Genomic DNA, 17,740 nt, shown 5'->3' on the forward strand with positions numbered 1-17,740 from the left:
ACCTGCGCCCCGCGCGTGCTCAGCAGGCCTGGCCGCTTGGGATCTTGCTCATCGCTTCCTTCATTTCCTCGTGCGTGACGTCGCGTTTGTGCGTCGCGACAGACCAGTGGTGCCCGAACGGATCTTCCAGCTGACCATAGCGGTCGCCCCAGAACATGTCGGCCGCGGGCATCGTGATCGTCGCGCCGGCGGACGCGGCCCGCTGCATGACCGCGTCCACGTCCTCGACGTACAGATGAATGATCACCGGCGTGCCTTTCAGCGTTTTTGGCCCGACCATCTGGTGCTGCGGCGCTTCGTCGACGAGCATGATCGCGGCGTCGCCAATCCGCAGGCTGGCGTGCATCAGCTTGCCGTCCGGTGCGGGCAGGCGAACCAGTTCGACGGCGTTGAACGCCTTCTTGTAGAACTCGATGGCGTCGGCGGCGCCCGCGCAAATCAGGTGCGGTGTGATTGAACGCATTCCTTCCGGAATGGCTTTGACGGGGGTGGTCATAGTGACGGCTCCTTCCTTTAGGTTGTGTGCAGGGAGGCGAGAATAACCTGTGCCTCCTTCTCCATGACGGGCGGGCCGGGTGCAAATCGACACCGCCGGCAAATATTTTTTTTGACCGCCTTGGGCCCGGAAAAAGCGCGGTCTGCCGGAAGCGCGCAACATGTTCGATGAAACCGAACGTCTGCATCGGAACGGTCGCACGGCAATCTGCTCGCAGCAGGCCACACTGTCTTCACACACTCACCTTCACAGGAAAAACATCATGACCCGATTCGAAGGCAAGACCGTACTCGTCACCGGCGGCAACAGCGGAATGGGCCTCGCCACGGCACAGGCATTCGCCGCGGAAGGCGCACGCGTCGTCATCACCGGCCGCGATGAAGCTACGCTCGAAACAGCAAAGGCGACGCTCGGCGCGGGTGCGATCGCGATCCGTAACGATGCGGGCTCGGTCGCTGCGGCCCGGGAGCTTGCAGACCGCCTGAAGGCGGAAAACGTCAAGCTCGACGCCGTGTTTATCAACGCAGGCATCGCCAGATTCGCTCCGTTCCTGGATGTCGAAGAGACGTTGTGGGACCAGACGTTCGACGTGAACGTCAAAGGTCCCTACTTCCAGATTCAGGCACTGACGCCGCTGTTGAATAACGGTGCTTCGATCGTGCTGAACGGTTCGATCAACGCGCACATCGGGATGCCCGCTTCGTCGGTTTATGCAGCCAGCAAGGCCGCGATCATTTCGCTCGCGAAAACGCTGTCGGCAGAGCTGCTGCCGCGCGGCGTGCGTGTGAACGTGATCAGCCCGGGCCCGATCACGACGCCGCTTTTCGGCAAGCTCGGCTTCGACGCCGAAACGCTCGCCAACACCGCGGCGCAGATCAAGAGCCAGGTTCCGCTCGGTCGCTTCGGCACGCCGGAGGAAATCGCGGCGACGGTGCTGCATCTCTCGTCGAGCGAATCGGGCTTTATCGTCGGCACAGAAATCGTGATCGACGGCGGTATGAGCCAGTTGTAACCCGCGGCTTTTGACGAAAGCTGCGGCACCCGTTCCGCACGAATTCGCCGCGTCGCCCGTTATCGGGGCGCGGCAATTCGATCGTGAAGGCGGTGTCGTCCGCTTCGTCCGGTTCCACGGTCACAGCCCCTCGTGAGCGGCGCGGAAATCCGCCGCATGCGGGCGGCGCCCCGACCCGTCCCCAGGGTTTCCCACCACACCATTTCAACCTCCTTTCTGCCGATAACCCATAGAGGTAGGCCGTCCCATCCGACGTTCAGAAAAAGGCACGCGAGGTTGCCGCAATGCAAACACTCAGCTTCAGAAAGAAACTCTGGCTGCCACTGGTCGTCAGCCTGATCGCCCTGCTCCTCGTATCGGTCGCCGCCGCCTGGCAGTCCCGGCAAACGCGCGTCGAGGAGCGCAAGAACGATCTCGTCAATGTCGCGCACATTGGCCTTAGCATCGTCAACGAATACGCCGCACTCGCAAAAAGCGGCGCACTGACCGGGGATGAAGCCCGCAAACAGGCGCTCGATCGCCTGCGCGACGTGCGTTACGGCGAGGACGGCTATTTCCTCGTGATCGACTCGAGCCCGCGGATGGTGATGCATCCGATCAAGCCGGCGATGAACGGCAAGGACCTGCGCAACAACGCGGACGCGGACGGCCGTCACCACTACGTGACGTTCGCCACGGTCGCGCAGCAGCCCGAGGGCGGTTTCGTCGACTACGTGTTCGCGCGTCCCAGGGCGACGTCGGCAGGCCCGGCGGCTGAGGTCGGCAAGATCGGTTACGTGGTGCGCTACGCGCCTTGGGACTGGATCATCGCGACGGGCGCGTACGTCGACGATATCGACGCCGCGCTCGTGCGCTCGCTCTGGTTCGCGGCCGCCGTGTTCGTCGTGCTGGCGACGCTGCTCGCCACCTTCGTCGCGTTCACCAATCGCAGCATCCAGCGCACGATCGGTGGCGATCCGGCCGGCGCCGCGCACGTCGCCGACGCGATTGCGACCGGCGATCTCACGGTCGCGATCGAAACGCGCACCGACGACACCGTGAGCCTCATGCAGGCCATGCGCAGGATGCGCGATGCGCTGGCCCGCACGATCGGCCAGATCCGCGATTCGGCCGACCAGGTGGCAACGGCATCGCGTGAAATCGCAACCGGCAACGCCGACCTGTCCGCGCGCACGGAAAACCAGGCGGCGTCGCTCGAAGAGGCGGCGTCGAGCATGGAAGAAATCACGTCGATGCTCCGCCAGACCGCCGACAACGCGGGCACGGCCAGCCACCTCGCCAGCAGCGCCGTCAAGATCGCCGATCGCGGCGAAACGATGGTGATGGAAGTCGTCACCGCGATGCGCGATATTTCGGACGAGTCGCGCAAGATGGAGGACATCGTCGGCGTTATCGAAAGCATCGCGTTCCAGACGAATATCCTCGCGCTCAATGCGGCGGTCGAAGCGGCGCGCGCTGGCGAAGAAGGACGCGGCTTTGCGGTCGTCGCGGGCGAAGTGCGGACGCTCGCACAACGTAGTGCGACGGCGGCGAAGGAGATCCGCGCGCTGATCCAGAGCGCGGTCGGCAAGGTGGGCACCGGCGCGGCGCTCGTCGAACGCACAGGTGAGACGATCCAGGAGACGCGCGTTGCAATTGCGCGCGTGACCGATGTCGTGCGGGAAATCGCAGCGGCTGCGGCGCAACAGAGCACGGGCGTCGAGCAGGTCAACAGCGCGGTCGCGCAGATGGATACGATGACGCAGCAAAACGCCGCGCTCGTCGAACAGGCGGCCGCGGCCGCGCACTCACTCGAAGAACAGGCGCAGCAGTTGCAGGCTGTGATCGTCAGCTTCCGTACGGGCGGGCCTGGCATGGGCCAGTCAGAGACGAACCACGGATGGCACGGGGCGAATGCGGGCGTGAAGCCGGTGGCACGCGCGAACAGCCGTCACTTGCGGGCTCCTGCATAGCGCGGCAACACCCCGCTCAGGCGCACGCCGTTGACCGGGCTACAATCCCGGTCAACGGCGCGACATGCGTGCTTCGTCAGATTCAATGCGAAGCCGGATGATCCTTGCTACACAACGCTGCAGGCACGCCGTACAGCAGGATCAACGCACACGCCAGACTCATCGCGCCGATCACGTACAGCGCAGGTGTCGTGCTCCCGGTCAGATCCTTGATTCGCCCCACCATCACCGGGCTCACGATGCCGCCCAGTTGTCCCAGCGTATTGATCAGCGCAATGCCACCTGCTGCGCCAGCGCCCGTCAACAGCTTCGGCGGCAGTGCCCAGAAAGCGGGAATCGAAGCCACGACGCCCGCACCCATGACGCCGAGCGCGACAATCAGCAACGTAGTCTGTTTATCGAAGAACCCTGCGGCAAAGAATCCGAGCGCGGCCATCAGCAGCAGTCCGCATACAAACTTCCGCCGCTCGCCCGACGCGTCCGACATCCGCCCCACTACGACCATGCAGATCGCACCGCACACGTACGGCACGGCAGTCAGCAAGCCGATGATCGTCGGATTCTGCGTACCCGCAGTGCGGATCAGATGCGGCGCCCAGAAATTCAGCCCATACGACGCAACCTGGATCAGGAAATAGATCAACCCGAGCGTGAGAAAACCGGGCGTCTTTATCGCGCCGGACAGCGAATGGCCACCGGTGTTTCGCGGTTGCTGCTGCGCGATTCGCGCGGACAGGTACTGCTTTTCCGGGCCTGAGAGCCATTCCGCATCTTCGATCCGGTCCTTCAACAACTTCAGCACGAGCACGCCCAGCAGCACGCACGGAAGGCCGCCGAGCAGGAACAGCCAGTGCCATCCCGGCATGCCCCACACGCCGCTCAGATGCCCGAGCACGAGCCCGGAAAGCGGCGCACCGACCAGCCCGGAAAACGCCGACGCGAGAAACAGCAGCGACGTGATGCGGCCTCGATAGCTCGCTGGAAACCACAACGTCAGGTAGTAGAGAACGCCGGGCGCGAAACCCGCTTCCATGGCGCCGATGATGAAACGCAGCCCGTAGAACTGCCACTCGTTATTGACGAACACCATCGCCGCCGTGGCGAGTCCCCACGAGATCATGATGCGTGCGATCCAGCGCCGCGCGCCGACCTTGTACAGCATCATGTTGCTCGGCACCTCGAACAGCACATAGCCGATGACGAACAGACTCGCGCCCAGGCCATACGCGGTATCGGTGAAACCGAGGTCGCTCTGCAACTGGAACTTCGCGAAGCTGATGTTGATGCGATCGAAAAACGCGAAGAGATAGCAGATCATGATCAGCGGCATCAGTCGCCACGCGACCTTGCGGATGATCGCGTGCGTTCCCTGACTCGTTTCCGGGATCTGCCCGGCTTCACGATCGCTCGGGTTACCGAGGGCACTCAGGTCGCTCATGTTTGTCTCCTTGCCGGACTGGGCAGGTGCACCGTCCGGTCGATTGTTGATAGAAGGTAGGCGCGTGGGTTAAACGATGCTGCGTACGTAGTCCGGCACGGGATGCACGTCGCAGTTGCGGCCGGATTTCGCGAGTTGTCCCGGCACGTCATGGCCGAGCAACGCGGGCAACGCGCGCGACAGTTCGAGCAGCTTCACGAGATCGATGCCAGTCGGAATGCCCATTTCGTCGCACATGTTCACGAGATCTTCCGTGCAGATGTTGCCGGACGCGCCCGGTGCGAACGGGCAACCACCCAGCCCGCCGAGCGCCGCATCGAACCGGCGTGCGCCCGCTTCATACGCGGCCAGCACGTTCGCGAGACCCAGACCGCGCGTGTTGTGAAAGTGCAGCGTCAGCGCGTCGGGGCCGATGCGCTCCAGCACGCGCGTGACGATGCGCGCAACCTGACGCGGATTCGCCATGCCCGTGGTATCCGCGAGCGTCACACCGTGCATGCCGAGTTCGAGATACGCATCGACGATGGCAAGCACGCGGCCTTCGTCGATCGCGCCTTCGAACGGACAGCCGAACGCCGTCGCCACCGTGCCATTCAACGTGACGTGTGATCCCCTGACGCGCTTCGCGATATCGCCGAAGCCGGTCAACGAGTTCTCGCAGCTCATCCGCATGTTCGCGCGGTTGTGCGTCTGGCTCGCGGACATCACGAGATTCAGCTCGTCGGCGAGCGCGGCCATGGCGCGCTCCGCGCCCTTCACGTTCGGGATCAGCGCGACATAGATCACATCGGGATTGCGTTTGATGCGGTGAAATACGGCGTCGCCGTCGCGCAGTGCGGGGATCGCTTTCGGCGAAACGAACGAGCCCGCCTCGATACGCGAGAAGCCTGCCGTCGAAAGCTGATCGATCAGCGCGACCTTGTCGTCCGTTTCGACCCACGTCGGCTCGATCTGCAACCCATCGCGCGGCGCGACTTCCTGCACGATGAGTCTGTCGTTCAACCCCTCGGTGGCGGTATTCATTGCACGGCTCCTTCGCTACGCAGCTGCTCGATTTCGAGCGGACTGAAGCCGAGATCCGCCAGCACCGAACCCGTGTGTTCACCGAGCGCAGGCCCAGGCCAATGCACTTCGCCCGGCGTGTCCGACAGTTTCGGCACAATGCCCGGCATCTTCACTGGCGTGCCGTCCGGCAGGCTTGCCTGCAGCAGCATCTCGCGCGCCTGATAATGCGGATCAGCGACGATGTCCGCGATCGAATAGATGCGGCCCGCCGGCACCTGGGCCTGTTCCAGCGCGAAAAGGATGTCTTCGGTCGAATGATGCGAGGTCCACGCGGTGATCGCCTCATCGAGCATCGCGCTCTGCGCAGCGCGGCCGTCGTTGTGCGCAAGGGCAGGATCGTCGGCGAGATCGGCGCGGCCGATCACCTGCATCAGTCGCCGGAAAATCGGATTGCTGTTGCCCGCGATCACCACATACGCACCGTCTTCGCTGCGATACGTATTCGACGGCGCGATGCCAGGCAATGCGCCACCGCTGCGTTCGCGCACGTGGCCGAGCAGATCGTATTCGGGCACGAGGCTTTCCATCAGGTTGAAAACGCTCTCGACCAGCGACACATCGACGACCTGTCCGTCGCCCTGCCCCGTCTTCACCCGCAGCACTGACATCAATGCGCCGATCACGCCATGCAGCGACGCGAGCGAATCGCCCAGGCTCACGCCGACGCGTGCCGGCGCGCCGTCGGCTTCGCCCGTCGTATAGCGGATGCCGCCCATCGCCTCGCCGATCGCGCCAAAGCCCGGACGGTCACGATACGGACCGGTCTGGCCGTATCCGGAGATGCGTACCATCGTGAGTTTGGGATTGATTTCGTGCAGCACGTCCCAGCCGAGGCCGAGCCGTTCGAGTGCACTAGGACGCAGGTTTTCGATGACGATATCCGCGTCGGCAGCGAGGCGTTTGACGACCTCGATCCCTTCCACGGACTTCAGATTCACGCAGATCGACTTCTTGTTGCGCGACTGCAGATACCACCACAGTGACGTGCCTTCGTGCAGCTTGCGCCATTTGCGCAGTGGATCGCCGTCACGGGGTGCTTCGATCTTGATGACCTCCGCGCCGAATTCGGCCAGCATCCGGGCGGCAAACGGCGCGGCGATAAGGGTTCCGATCTCGATGACGCGAATACCCTTCAAGGGTCCACTCATGATGCTGTCTCCTGACCTGATCTTGTATGGAAGACAGCTTATGGGCGAGGCCGCTGCGGCGTCCAACCGCAATCCGGCAACGAGCGTTCGCCAGACGCGAACGCTCGCAAAGTGGCACGATCAGGCGCCCGTGCGGGCTTCGACGGTGCTCAGGTGATCGAACAGCAGACGGCTGACGGGCGACAGCGCATCGACATCACGCACGACGATAAGGAGACTGCGCGCGGCCCACTCTTCATCGAGCGTCACCGCCGTCAGCCCGAGCGACCGGCCGATCGCGTTATATACGTGCAACGGCAGCACGCCCACGCCCATGCCCGCCTGCACCATCCGGCACACCGCGTCGAAACCGGGCACATGAATGCGCAGCCGCAGCGGTTTGCCCGCCTGGCGCGCGGCGAGATGCGTACGCATGTTGATCGAGCTGGCCGCATGCAGTCCGACGTGATCGCTGTCGAGCGTATCGGCGAACGTCACGCTTTCGCGCGTTGCCAAAGGATGATCGTCGCACATCACGATGACGAGCCGGTCGTGACGGTAATGCGTAACGTGCAGGCCACGCGTGTCGGCGTCGCCGGAACAGATGCCGAGATCGACGAGGCTGTCGGCCACGCCACTGATTACACCACCGCTCGGCCGCTCTTCGAGTTCGATCCGCACGCGCTCATTGCCCGCGAGAAATGCGCGCAGATCTTCCGGCAGGAATTCGACGATCGCGGACAGGTTCGCCATCATCCGCACATAACCGATCACGCCGCTCGCGTGCTCGGCGAGTTCGAGGCCGATATTCTCGATGTCGCGCAGCACGCGTCGCGCGTGATGCAGCAGCGTCTCGCCCGCGGCGGTCAGTTCCATGCCGCGCGCCTTTCTCACGAAGAGCGCGGAACCGACCGCATGTTCGAGTTCGAGCAGACGCTTGCTCGCAGCCGATACTGCAATCGCTTCCCGTTCGGCCGCGCGCGTGAGCGTGCGCTCTTCATACACCGCGAGAAAAAGCTGCAGTGTCGTGAGATCCAGTTTTCTTTGGAGATTGGTCAGGGTCATGCTTGCCGGGCGCGTCGCGGAAAACCGCATTTTGACCTGAATCGTTCAGGATCGGGCTCCTTTGTCGGGCCGGCGCGATGTGATGCGGTGCCGCAATGCGTCTTCCCCGCCTGATCCGGATTTGCGCAATACGGATCAAATCGCCTGTCGCTCGCGGGCTCGCGTTGGTATGCTGGAAGCTGGTCTTCTCGCACGGGAGTCGTTTTGGCTGCTCAGGATCGCCCCCGCAGGCCCGCAACGGCCCTGCATATCGTCGCCGCACAGGCGAGCCCATGTGATGAACTCGTCATCCGCGCGCAGCCCTCCACGGTCGATCGTCCGTGCGTGCGCAAGCGTCTCGCGCTCGCGTCGACGATTCTTGGCTCCAGCATGGCGTTTATCGACGGCTCGGTCGTCAACGTCGCGCTGGCGTCGATCCAGAGCGAACTCGGCGCGAGCGTTGCGGCCATGCAGTGGGTCGTCAATGCGTATCTGCTCTTTCTCGGCTCGCTGGTGCTGGTCGGTGGATCGATGGGCGACCTGCTTGGCCGACGCACGGTTTTCATCGCTGGTATCGGGCTTTTCACGCTGGCGTCGATTGCCTGCGGCCTTGCGCCCGGATCCGGCACACTGATCGCCGCACGGGCTGTGCAAGGCATCGGCGCAGCGCTGCTCGTGCCGAGCAGTCTGGCGATCATCGGCGCCGTGTTCGATGACAGCGAACGTGGCCGCGCGATCGGCACGTGGGCCGGCATCGGCGCGATTACATCGGCGGCGGGGCCGGTTGCGGGCGGCTGGCTCGTCGACGTGCTTTCGTGGCGCGCGATCTTCTTTGTCAACGTGCCGCTCGCGTGCATCACGGTGGCGCTGGCCGTCGTCTCGGTGCCCAACAGTCATAGGTCCGATGCGCCGCGCCAACTCGACTGGGCCGGCGCATTCGCCGCCGCAGCGGGTTTAGCCGCGTTGACATGGGGATTGACCGTGGCGTCGTCACGCGGGCTTTCGAACCCGCTTGTGCTGGCCTCGATGGGCATCGGCATCCTCGTGCTGATCGCGTTTGTCGTCATCGAAATGAAGAGCCGCAACCCCATGATGCCGCTCGATGTGTTTCGCTCGCGCGATTTCATCGGCGCGAATATCGTCACGCTGCTGCTGTATTTCGGGCTGAGCGGCCTGTTCTTCTTTTTGCCGTTCACGCTGATCCGCGCGCACGATTTCAGCGCAACCGAAGCCGGCGCGGCCATTCTGCCGGTGCCGGTCATCATCGGTGTGCTGTCACGCTTTACAGGTGGTTTGTCCGATCGCTACGGGCCGCGTGCGCTGCTCACGGTGGGACCGGTTGTCGCCGGCGTCGGCTTCGCGATGCTCGGCTTGCCGTTCGTGCAGGGCACCTACTGGAGCGGCTTTTTCCCGGCAATGGTGGTGATCGGGCTGGGGATGACGATCACGGTTGCGCCGCTGACGACCACCGTCATGGGCGCGGTGTCGAGCGAGCGCTCGGGCGTCGCTTCCGGCATCAATAACGCGGTGGCCCGTGTAGCGGGTCTGCTGGCCATCGCGGTGCTCGGCATTGTGTTCGTGTGGTCGCACAACGCCGCGCTCGCGTCGAGCCTGAAAGTGCTGAATATTCCAGCGGATATCCATCGAAGCGGGCAATTGCTCGAACCGGAAGCCGACGCGGCAGAGGCTGTCAACACAGTTCGGATTCCGCCGCACACGCCGCTCGCCGACGCGCACGATGACGCCATCGACGATGCACTGCGCGCCGTCGCGCTCGTATCCGCAGCCTGCGCGCTCGCCGGCGCGGCCTGTTCGGCGGCGATGATCCGCACGCGCTCCTTCGCGCCCGCGAGCAACGATGCTGCGCGGGATTCCACGTCAGACCCTGCATCGGATACCACCGCGCACAGCGACTGACGGTCGAGCTTGCGGCGACATTTCGATCCAGCCTGAAACGTTGAAGGCAGCGCGCCACGCATACTGTGAGCACGAACCGGATATCAACCGGACGTGCCGACAGGAGCGCATTTCATGACCCTCACCTGCTTCATCCGCTACCAGATCGACCCATCCCAGCGCGACGCTTTCAGGGAATATGCAGAAAACTGGGGCCGCATTATTCCGCGCTGCGGTGGCCATCTCGTCGGCTACTTTCTGCCGCACGAAGGGACCAACGATATCGCCTGGGGATTGATCGCCTTCGAGAGTCTCGCCGCATACGAAGCGTATCGCGCCCGTCTGAAGACAGACCCTGAATCGGTCGCGAACTTCCGGATGGCGCAAACGCAGCGCTTCATCCTGCGTGAAGAACGCACGTTCACCGAAGTGGTGAACGGCACATTCGGCATTCCTCCGGAAAGCCTCGCGCGATAACGATGGGATGCTTTCAGTCTGCGCTTCGACGTGATTCGCGCGTATTTGACGCCATAACGTCGAATGCGCTCCGACGTCAGATCGATAGCACGATTTCTCGTTTCTGTTGCGAACAGGCGGCCTCTACCATGTTCAATGGTCACTACATGGACCCGCTATGTCGACTCCGCCCAGCCTCGAACTCGATTCCACCACGCTCGCCGAACAATACGACCGGCTCGGTACACGCCAGTTTTATCACGGTCTCGAACTCCTCAACGTGCTCGCTGTGCAAAGCGGCGAGAGAGTGCTCGACATCGGTTGCGGTACCGGCCTGCTGACGGAAGCCGTCGCTGAGCGCACGGGCGCGGACGGTGAAGTGCTCGGGATCGATCCACTCGCCCTGCGCGTTGAACTCGCGCAAAAGCGCGCACAGGGGCGCTTCCAGGCCCGGGTCGGCCGCGCCGAAGCGCTCGACGACGTGCCGGATGCGCACTACGACGTCGTCTATTTCAACAGCGTCATCCATTGGGTACCCGACCAGCTGGCCGCGCTTCAGCACGCGTTTCGCGTGCTGAAGCCAGGCGGTCGCGTCGGCTTTACGACGATGTCGCAGGAGGCGCCGCACGACCTGCATCTCGTCTTGCGCGAGCTGCTCGCGCGCGAACCGCGCTGGCAGACAGCGCGCGTCGGCGCCCCGCACAAGCTCACGCAGGAACGCGCCGCGCTGCTGCTTGCCGCCGCCGGCTTCAACGTGACGCTCAACGAAATCCGCGAGTTCGACGATGCCTTCGATACCGTCGATGAAGCGATCGCGTTCAGCCGCGCCAGTTCGTTCGGCAATTTCCTCTCCGCGCTGGACGAGGCGGATAGCGCGCGCGTGCGCCAGCTGCTCGGCGATGCGCTCGAAGCGAAGCGGGGTCCGCGCGGCATTCAGCTGAAACGGCGCATGACGTTCGCGGCTGGACGCAAGCCGGTTGCGCAATAACCGCTGGTACAGCCGCACAGTCACGCCGGATTCTCCCCATTGCACACGGAGCAGACGATGAGCAACAACAAGCGGCAGATCAAACTGGGCGCGTTCCTGATGGAAACGGGCCATCACATCGCCGCGTGGCGGCATCCAGACGCGCATGCGGGCGGCGGCCTCGACTTCGCGCATTACGCCGAAGTCGCGCAGATCGCCGAACGCGCGAAATTCGACACGATCTTTTTCGCCGACAGCGTCAGCGTGCGCGATACGAACCTCGCGTCGCTCTCGCGCACTGCCCGCGCAGATCACTTCGAACCGTTGACGCTGCTCTCCGCGCTATCGGTCGTGACGAAGAACATCGGCCTCATTGCAACCGTTTCGACGACCTTCAACGAACCGTACAACCTCGCGCGCAAATTCGCATCGCTCGATCATCTGAGCGGCGGACGTTCGGGCTGGAACCTCGTCACGTCGAGCACGGAATCGGAGGCGCTCAACTTCAGTTTCGAAAAGCATCCGGAACACGCAGTACGTTATGAACGGGCACGCGAATTCTACGACGTTGTCGCGGGCCTCTGGGATAGCTGGGAAGACGACGCGTTCCTGCGCGACAAGGAAAGCGGTGTCTATTTCGACCCGGACAAGCTGCACGTGCTCAACCATCGCGGCAAGCATTTCCAGGTGCGTGGGCCGTTGAACGTCGCGCGTTCACCACAGGGCTGGCCGGTCGTCGTCCAGGCAGGCGCATCGGATGCAGGCCGCGAACTCGCGGCGCAAACGGCCGAAGTCATCTTCGTTGCGCACCAGACACTCGAAGAAGCGCAGACGTTCTATCGCGACATCAAGAGCCGGCTCCCGAAATACGGCCGTCAACCGGATCATCTGAAGATCATGCCGGGCATCTTCCCGGTGATCGGCCGCACGCAGGACGAAGCGCGCCGCAAGTTCGACGCACTGCAGAACCTGATTCATCCGACGGTCGGACTCTCGCTGCTGTCGACTATGTCGGGCGGTGTCGATCTGTCGACGTATCCGGTGGATGGCCCGTTGCCCGAGCTGCCGGAAACGAACGGCGGCAAGAGCCGTCAGCGTTTGCTGTTCGATCTCGCGCGTCGCGAGAATCTGACGATCCGCGACCTGTATCTGCGCATCGCGGGCGCGCGAGGACATCAGCAGGTGGTCGGCACGCCCGAAAGCATCGCGGACCAGTTGCAGCAATGGTTCGAGGAAGAAGGCGCGGATGGCTTCAACATCATGTCGCCGTGGTTGCCTGGCGGACTCTCCGAATTCGCTGAACGCGTGGTGCCGGAATTGCAGCGACGCGGCCTTTTCCGCACGGAATACGAAGGTCAAACGCTGCGCGAAAATCTGGGCCTGCCGCGTCCGCAAAACCGGCACGCGCAACGGCAACGTCAGGAGGCCGCGAGTTGAGCGACGGCTGTTGCGCAAAACGCCCGGTCCGTGAAGCGCACAATTGCCTCGATGAACGCGAGGCGTTAAAGGCGCATCTGTTCGGGATTGCGTTCACCGCAATCGTGATCGTGAGTCTCGCGATGGCGGCGACGATGTTGATGCGATGGTTCGTCAACGAGTAACGTCGATGCCTCAGGGCATCATGCCTCGCCGAGTTGCTGCGCAAGTGTCTTCGTGTAGGGCGTCTCGACATCGCCTGTATGTTTCGTGCTCACCGTTTCGATGAGCACGATCCAGCATTCTTCGTGCGCCACCGGTTTGTGCAGCACGCCGCGCGGCACGACATGAATCGATCCCGGTGCAAGCTTCACCGTGCGGTCGTTTTCATAATTGATGTCGAGTTGCCCGCGTACGACGTAGAAGAGTTCATCTTCGTCTGCATGGCTGTGCCACGCGAACTCGCCCTGCACTTTCGCCACCTTGACGTATTGATCGTTGACCTGCGCCACGACTTTCGGCGACCAGTGCGCGGTGACGTCATCGAAGGCCGCGGCAAGGTCGACCGTTTCAGCAAACGGACTCATCATTCTCTCCACATTGGAACAATCGACGCGGCCAGCAGCACGCCCAACGCGACGTTGAGCACGCGCCACTGCCGCGGCGTTTTCAGAAGCCGCGCGAGCACCATGCCGGCGACACACCACAACGACAACGATACAACCGCCGCGATCCCGAAGGCTGAGCCGAGTAACGCCGCGAGCCGTAGCGGCCCGGTTGCCAGCACGGAAAACGAAGCCGCCGCGCCGAGCGTCATCGCCCAGCCTTTTGGGTTTAGCCACAGCAGACACGCACCGCCGATGAAACTCGTCGGCGCCGCAAGCTGCATGTCGAGCCTCGGCGGCCCGCTGCGGCCGATTTTCCACGCAAGCCACAGCAGATAAGCGCTGCCCGTGAGCTTCATCGCGAGTTCGAGCGCGGGCACAGCGAGCAGCACGCCAGCGAGCCCGGCCGCGGCAACCGCCGCCAGCAATGCAAGACCGACCGCAATGCCCGCCATCAGCGGAATCGAGCGACGAAAACCGAACTGCGCGCCCGACGCCGTGGCGAGGGTCGTCGCGCCGCCTGGCGTGACTGTGGAAACGGCCGCAAACAACAGCAAAGGTGCGACGGAGCTCGCAAGGATCATGGAGGCGTGGCGATCGTCTGTCTGAACGAGTCCAGACTGTAGGGCCGCGCGTGATATTAGTGAAACCATGTTTACGGATGCGAGGCATTAGCAAATATAATGTCTAAATGGCCAGAAACCTCGATCTCACCCTTGTACGCACGTTCGTCACGGCGGCGGACAGCGCCAGCATGACGGTTGCCGCGAACAGTCTGCATCTTACCCAGGGGGCGGTAAGCCAGCAGATCAGGCGTCTCGAAGAGGCGCTCGGCATCACGCTGTTCGAACGCGAGCGCCGTGGCCTGCGGCTGACGCCTGCTGGCGAGCGGATGCTGGGCAAGGCGCGCCGGCTCCTTGGCATGAACGATGAAATCTGGAGCGAGATGACCGCAAGCGCGCTCGAGGGACGCGTTCGGCTGGGTGTGCCGTATGACCTCGTCGGCAGCACGCTCGCGCCGGTATTCAAGGCGTATACCGAGGCCTGGCCGCAGGTCGAGATATCACTGGTATGCGGTTCGTCGCCCGAACTCGTCGATGCACTTGCAGACGGCGAAATCGACCTCGCCATCGTCGAAGCGCCGGTGGGCGCGGCAACCGGCGAGTGTCTGCGGGTCGAGCCGCTGGTGTGGGTCGGTGCGCGCGGCGGTGTCGCGCGCGTGAAGCGGCCGCTGCCCGTTTCGATGGTCACGGATACCTGCGCGTTTCGTCCTGTCGTGCTGGCCGCGTTGCGCGATCAGGGTGTCGAGTGGCGAACCGTATTCGAGAACGGCAACATCGAGGCGACCACGGCAACCGTCCGCACCGATCTGGCCATCACGGCGTGGCTGGCTTCGACAGTGCCCGCCGATCTCGAGATCCTCGGCGCCGATGCCGGTCTGCCTGCACTACCCAACTTCTCAATCAGTCTTCATTTGCCCGCACACGGCGGCGATGCGGCCACGCAGGAATTTGCCCGCTTTCTGCGCGCGGAATTGATGCGGCAACGCGAAGCGGCGTGACTATCCTTGATTGAGTGCAACTGAGCGCGACTGAACGCCAGGCGTCAGCCCAGCCTGCGCCACGGGCGGGACACGGGAACTTGTGCACGCGGGTCGCTGTCGGTTTGAATGGCGGTTGTACCGGCCCGCATTTTGCGTCCGCACTGTCCCGTTTGCATTTGCGTCAGCGTCTGCCGCCGTCTTCAACGTCCACCGGACCACCATGCGCAAAATCCTTCTCGCCTGCTTTCTGGTTACGTTTGCGCTCTCCGCGCTTGCCGCGTCGGCAGCGCCCGCCACGCCCCCGAGCGCCAGCAGTACCGCTGTCAATCCGCCCGTGAGGCTGACGCCCGATCAGGCCCGTCAGGCACTCGATGTCCTGAACGATCCCAAACGGCGCACCCAGATCGAAGAGACGTTGCGCGCCGTCGCCGCAGCCGGCGCGTTGAGTGCGGTCCCTGCATCCGCGACGGAGCCGGTTTCCGCAACTGCCGGCGCAAGCCGCGTGCCAGCGGCGCTCCAGACCAATGGTCTCGCGTCGCAACTCGCGCGCCAGGGCGCGCACTGGCTCGCGAACGGCGCCGCGGCACTCCGTCATTCGGTGGCGGCATTGCTCGACGTATCGTCGGTGCGCGCGTGGTGGCATAACGTGTTCGTGAACCCGCGGGGCCGCGCCGTGCTCGGCCGCATGATCCTGACAGTGCTCGTCGGATTGCTGCCCGCACTCGCGTTCGAGTGGCTCACACGACGCCTGCTGCGCCGCCCCTGCGAACTGACTGTCGAACGCAACGCGAAACGCACAAGTGAGGCGGAAGAGGCAGAAGAGGCAGAACGGGCGGAAGAATCCGGGCAGAGCGCAGTAGCCACAACAACGACAACATCGACAACCGCCGCGAAACCCGATGCAGCAGGCGGAAAACACAACGCGACGCGGCACTGGTCGCTGCTGCGACGTGTGCCTGGCGCCTTGCTCCTCGCCGTCTTCAGGGCCCTTCCGCTTGTCGTATTCGTGATCGTCGCGACGGTGCTGATGTCGATCCTCACCGACGACAACACGCCCGAAGGACGCGCGCTCGATGCGTTGATCGATATCTACGTGTCGTGCCGCGGCGCGGTGATCATCAGCGGTTTTTTCCTGCAGCCTGATGCGCCCGCGCTCCGTTTGTGGCGCATGGGCAACCGCTGGGCGACGCTCGCGCATCGACGGGTGATCGCGATCGCCAGCGTGATCGGTGTCGGCGCGGGTCTCGCTGAAATTGCGTTGCAACTCGGCATGAACGAGGATGCGCATCTCGCGGTGACGAAGATCGTCTCGCTGATCGCGCATGTGATGGTGTCGATCCTGATCCTGCAATGCCGCCGGCCGGTGGCCGCGCGGATTCGCGAGCGCGTCGCAAGCATTCCGTCGATGGAGATCGCCGGCAACTGGCTCGCCGACGTGTGGGCCTTTGTCGCGGTTTTCGTCGTGATGGCACTATGGTTCGTCTGGGCGCTCGACGTGCGCAACGGCTATCAGGCGCTGCTACATCTCGGCGGCATTTCTCTGGCGGTACTGGTGGGCGCGCGCGTCGCGTCGATCGTGATCTTCGGCGCCCTCGGACGCGCATTCAATATCGAAGAGGACACGCAAGGCTCGATCGCCCATCAGCACGCGTATCGTTACTACCCGTTCGTGCGGCGCGCGATTTCGGCGCTTCTGGTGATCGTCACCGCGCTGGTGCTGTTGCAGGTCTGGGGCTTTAACGTCGCGCAGTTCTTCGAGCGCGGCACGATCGGAGATCGCCTGGCATCGGCCATCGTGACGATCTCGATCGCGGCCTTCGTCGCGCTCGTCGTGTGGGAAGCGGTCAACGTGGCCATCGAACGGCGGCTCGATCAGTGGACGACCGGTGGCGATCTTGTTCGCGCCGCCCGTCTGCGCACATTGCTGCCGATGCTGCGCACGGCGCTCTTCGTTGTGATTGCGCTCGTCGTCGTGCTCACGGGCCTGAGCGAACTCGGTGTCAACACAGCACCGCTGCTCGCGGGCGCGAGTATTTTTGGCGTCGCGCTCGGCTTCGGCTCGCAGAAACTCGTGCAGGATTTCATCACCGGCATTTTTCTGCTGATGGAAAACGCGATGCAGGTCGGCGATGCGGTCACGCTTGCGGGCGTATCCGGCACGGTCGAATATCTGTCGATCCGCACGGTGCGTCTGCGTGGCGGCGACGGCTCGCTCTATACCGTGCCGTTCAGTTCCGTGTCGACGGTCAACAACACGAATCGCGGGCTCGGCAACGCGGCGGTCAGGGTCAGCATTGCGTACGGGCAGGACGTGGATCGTGCGATCGAGACGCTGAAGGAAACCGGCGCCGCACTGCGCAACGACGATGCATTCAAGGACGGTATCCTGTCGGACTTCAGCTTCTGGGGCGTCGATGCGGTCGACGGCGCGGCGATCACGCTCGCCGGGCAGATGCAGTGTCGCGACACGGCGCGCTGGTCGGTGCAACGCGAATTCAACCGGCGCATCGTCATGGCGTTTCAGGCACACGGCATCCAGATCGCGAATCCGAACCGCAGCCTGCTCGTGCCGATGGATGGCACAGCGGCTCGCCAGCCTGATACCGTGGACGAAGTCAAAGAAGCAAAGGGCGCTGACAGCGCGAAAGTCCCAAAAACCGCGAGCGCCAAAAAAGACGCGTGAAGCAATCAGGAATTGTTCACGACCGGTGTGCTCGCAGCCC

Annotated in this window: 16 protein-coding genes; 9 read left to right on the forward strand and 7 right to left on the reverse strand. The window is 63.6% G+C overall.

Translation table 11 applies throughout. The features are described from left to right. Positions 1–19: 19 nt before the first annotated feature. Complete coding sequence (locus P3T21_RS09460) at positions 20–496, reverse strand: VOC family protein (protein ID WP_429255671.1); 477 nt, start codon at positions 494–496, stop codon at positions 20–22. A gap of 262 nt (positions 497–758) precedes the next feature. Between P3T21_RS09460 and P3T21_RS09465 the strand changes: the two genes are divergently transcribed. Together P3T21_RS09465 and P3T21_RS09470 are read left to right on the forward strand one after the other, a co-directional pair. Further along, the gene (locus tag P3T21_RS09465; protein ID WP_429255672.1) at positions 759–1,508 is read left to right on the forward strand and encodes an SDR family oxidoreductase; all 750 of its coding nucleotides are present in this window, start codon (positions 759–761) and stop codon (positions 1,506–1,508) included. Positions 1,509–1,792: 284 nt separating this feature from the next. Further along, on the forward strand, positions 1,793–3,460 hold the full coding sequence (locus P3T21_RS09470; protein WP_429255673.1) for a methyl-accepting chemotaxis protein: 1,668 nt from the start codon (positions 1,793–1,795) through the stop codon (positions 3,458–3,460). An 82-nt stretch (positions 3,461–3,542) separates the two neighbouring features. Here P3T21_RS09470 and P3T21_RS09475 read toward each other — a convergent pair whose 3' ends face one another. The 4 genes from P3T21_RS09475 to P3T21_RS09490 form a co-directional block, all read right to left on the reverse strand. Beyond that, the gene (locus tag P3T21_RS09475) at positions 3,543–4,898 is read right to left on the reverse strand and encodes an MFS transporter (protein ID WP_429255674.1); all 1,356 of its coding nucleotides are present in this window, start codon (positions 4,896–4,898) and stop codon (positions 3,543–3,545) included. A 69-nt stretch (positions 4,899–4,967) separates the two neighbouring features. Continuing rightward, the gene (locus P3T21_RS09480; RefSeq protein ID WP_429255675.1) at positions 4,968–5,921 is read right to left on the reverse strand and encodes a hydroxymethylglutaryl-CoA lyase; all 954 of its coding nucleotides are present in this window, start codon (positions 5,919–5,921) and stop codon (positions 4,968–4,970) included. Beyond that, complete coding sequence (locus P3T21_RS09485; protein WP_429255676.1) at positions 5,918–7,111, reverse strand: CaiB/BaiF CoA transferase family protein; 1,194 nt, start codon at positions 7,109–7,111, stop codon at positions 5,918–5,920. Before P3T21_RS09485 ends, P3T21_RS09480 begins: the two co-directional genes overlap by 4 nt. 120 nt (positions 7,112–7,231) lie before the next feature. Continuing rightward, the gene (locus P3T21_RS09490) at positions 7,232–8,155 is read right to left on the reverse strand and encodes a LysR family transcriptional regulator (RefSeq protein WP_429255677.1); all 924 of its coding nucleotides are present in this window, start codon (positions 8,153–8,155) and stop codon (positions 7,232–7,234) included. A gap of 204 nt (positions 8,156–8,359) precedes the next feature. On the opposite strand from P3T21_RS09490, the gene P3T21_RS09495 reads away from it, so the two are divergent. The 5 genes from P3T21_RS09495 (at position 8,360) to P3T21_RS09515 (ending at position 13,054) form a co-directional block, all read left to right on the forward strand. Further along, positions 8,360–10,051, forward strand: coding sequence for an MFS transporter (locus tag P3T21_RS09495; RefSeq protein ID WP_429255678.1), 1,692 nt, complete (start codon positions 8,360–8,362; stop codon positions 10,049–10,051). A 114-nt stretch (positions 10,052–10,165) separates the two neighbouring features. Further along, positions 10,166–10,507, forward strand: coding sequence for an NIPSNAP family protein (locus P3T21_RS09500; RefSeq protein WP_429255679.1), 342 nt, complete (start codon positions 10,166–10,168; stop codon positions 10,505–10,507). Between the two features lie 157 nt (positions 10,508–10,664). Further along, a complete protein-coding gene (locus tag P3T21_RS09505; protein WP_429255680.1) occupies positions 10,665–11,474 on the forward strand; it encodes a class I SAM-dependent methyltransferase in 810 nt (269 codons plus the stop codon). 57 nt (positions 11,475–11,531) lie between these two features. Further along, a complete protein-coding gene (locus P3T21_RS09510; RefSeq protein ID WP_429255681.1) occupies positions 11,532–12,890 on the forward strand; it encodes an LLM class flavin-dependent oxidoreductase in 1,359 nt (452 codons plus the stop codon). Further along, positions 12,887–13,054, forward strand: coding sequence for a hypothetical protein (locus P3T21_RS09515; RefSeq protein WP_429255682.1), 168 nt, complete (start codon positions 12,887–12,889; stop codon positions 13,052–13,054). Before P3T21_RS09510 ends, P3T21_RS09515 begins: the two co-directional genes overlap by 4 nt. Before the next feature lie 18 nt (positions 13,055–13,072). Here P3T21_RS09515 and P3T21_RS09520 read toward each other — a convergent pair whose 3' ends face one another. Next, positions 13,073–13,456: a cupin domain-containing protein gene (locus tag P3T21_RS09520; protein WP_429255683.1), complete on the reverse strand. Its 384-nt coding sequence runs from the start codon at positions 13,454–13,456 to the stop codon at positions 13,073–13,075. Beyond that, the gene (locus tag P3T21_RS09525) at positions 13,456–14,058 is read right to left on the reverse strand and encodes a LysE family translocator (RefSeq protein ID WP_429255684.1); all 603 of its coding nucleotides are present in this window, start codon (positions 14,056–14,058) and stop codon (positions 13,456–13,458) included. The genes P3T21_RS09520 and P3T21_RS09525 overlap by 1 nt, the downstream gene beginning before the upstream one ends. A 107-nt stretch (positions 14,059–14,165) precedes the next feature. Between P3T21_RS09525 and P3T21_RS09530 the strand changes: the two genes are divergently transcribed. Together P3T21_RS09530 and P3T21_RS09535 are read left to right on the forward strand one after the other, a co-directional pair. Then, entirely contained in the window at positions 14,166–15,035 is an 870-nt protein-coding gene (locus tag P3T21_RS09530; protein ID WP_429255685.1) for a LysR substrate-binding domain-containing protein, read from the forward strand. 202 nt (positions 15,036–15,237) lie between these two features. After that, on the forward strand, positions 15,238–17,700 hold the full coding sequence (locus tag P3T21_RS09535) for a mechanosensitive ion channel family protein (RefSeq protein WP_429255686.1): 2,463 nt from the start codon (positions 15,238–15,240) through the stop codon (positions 17,698–17,700). Positions 17,701–17,740: the final 40 nt, after the last annotated feature.

This window comes from Paraburkholderia sp. GAS334 (genome assembly GCF_050436625.1).
Lineage (GTDB): Bacteria > Pseudomonadota > Gammaproteobacteria > Burkholderiales > Burkholderiaceae > Paraburkholderia.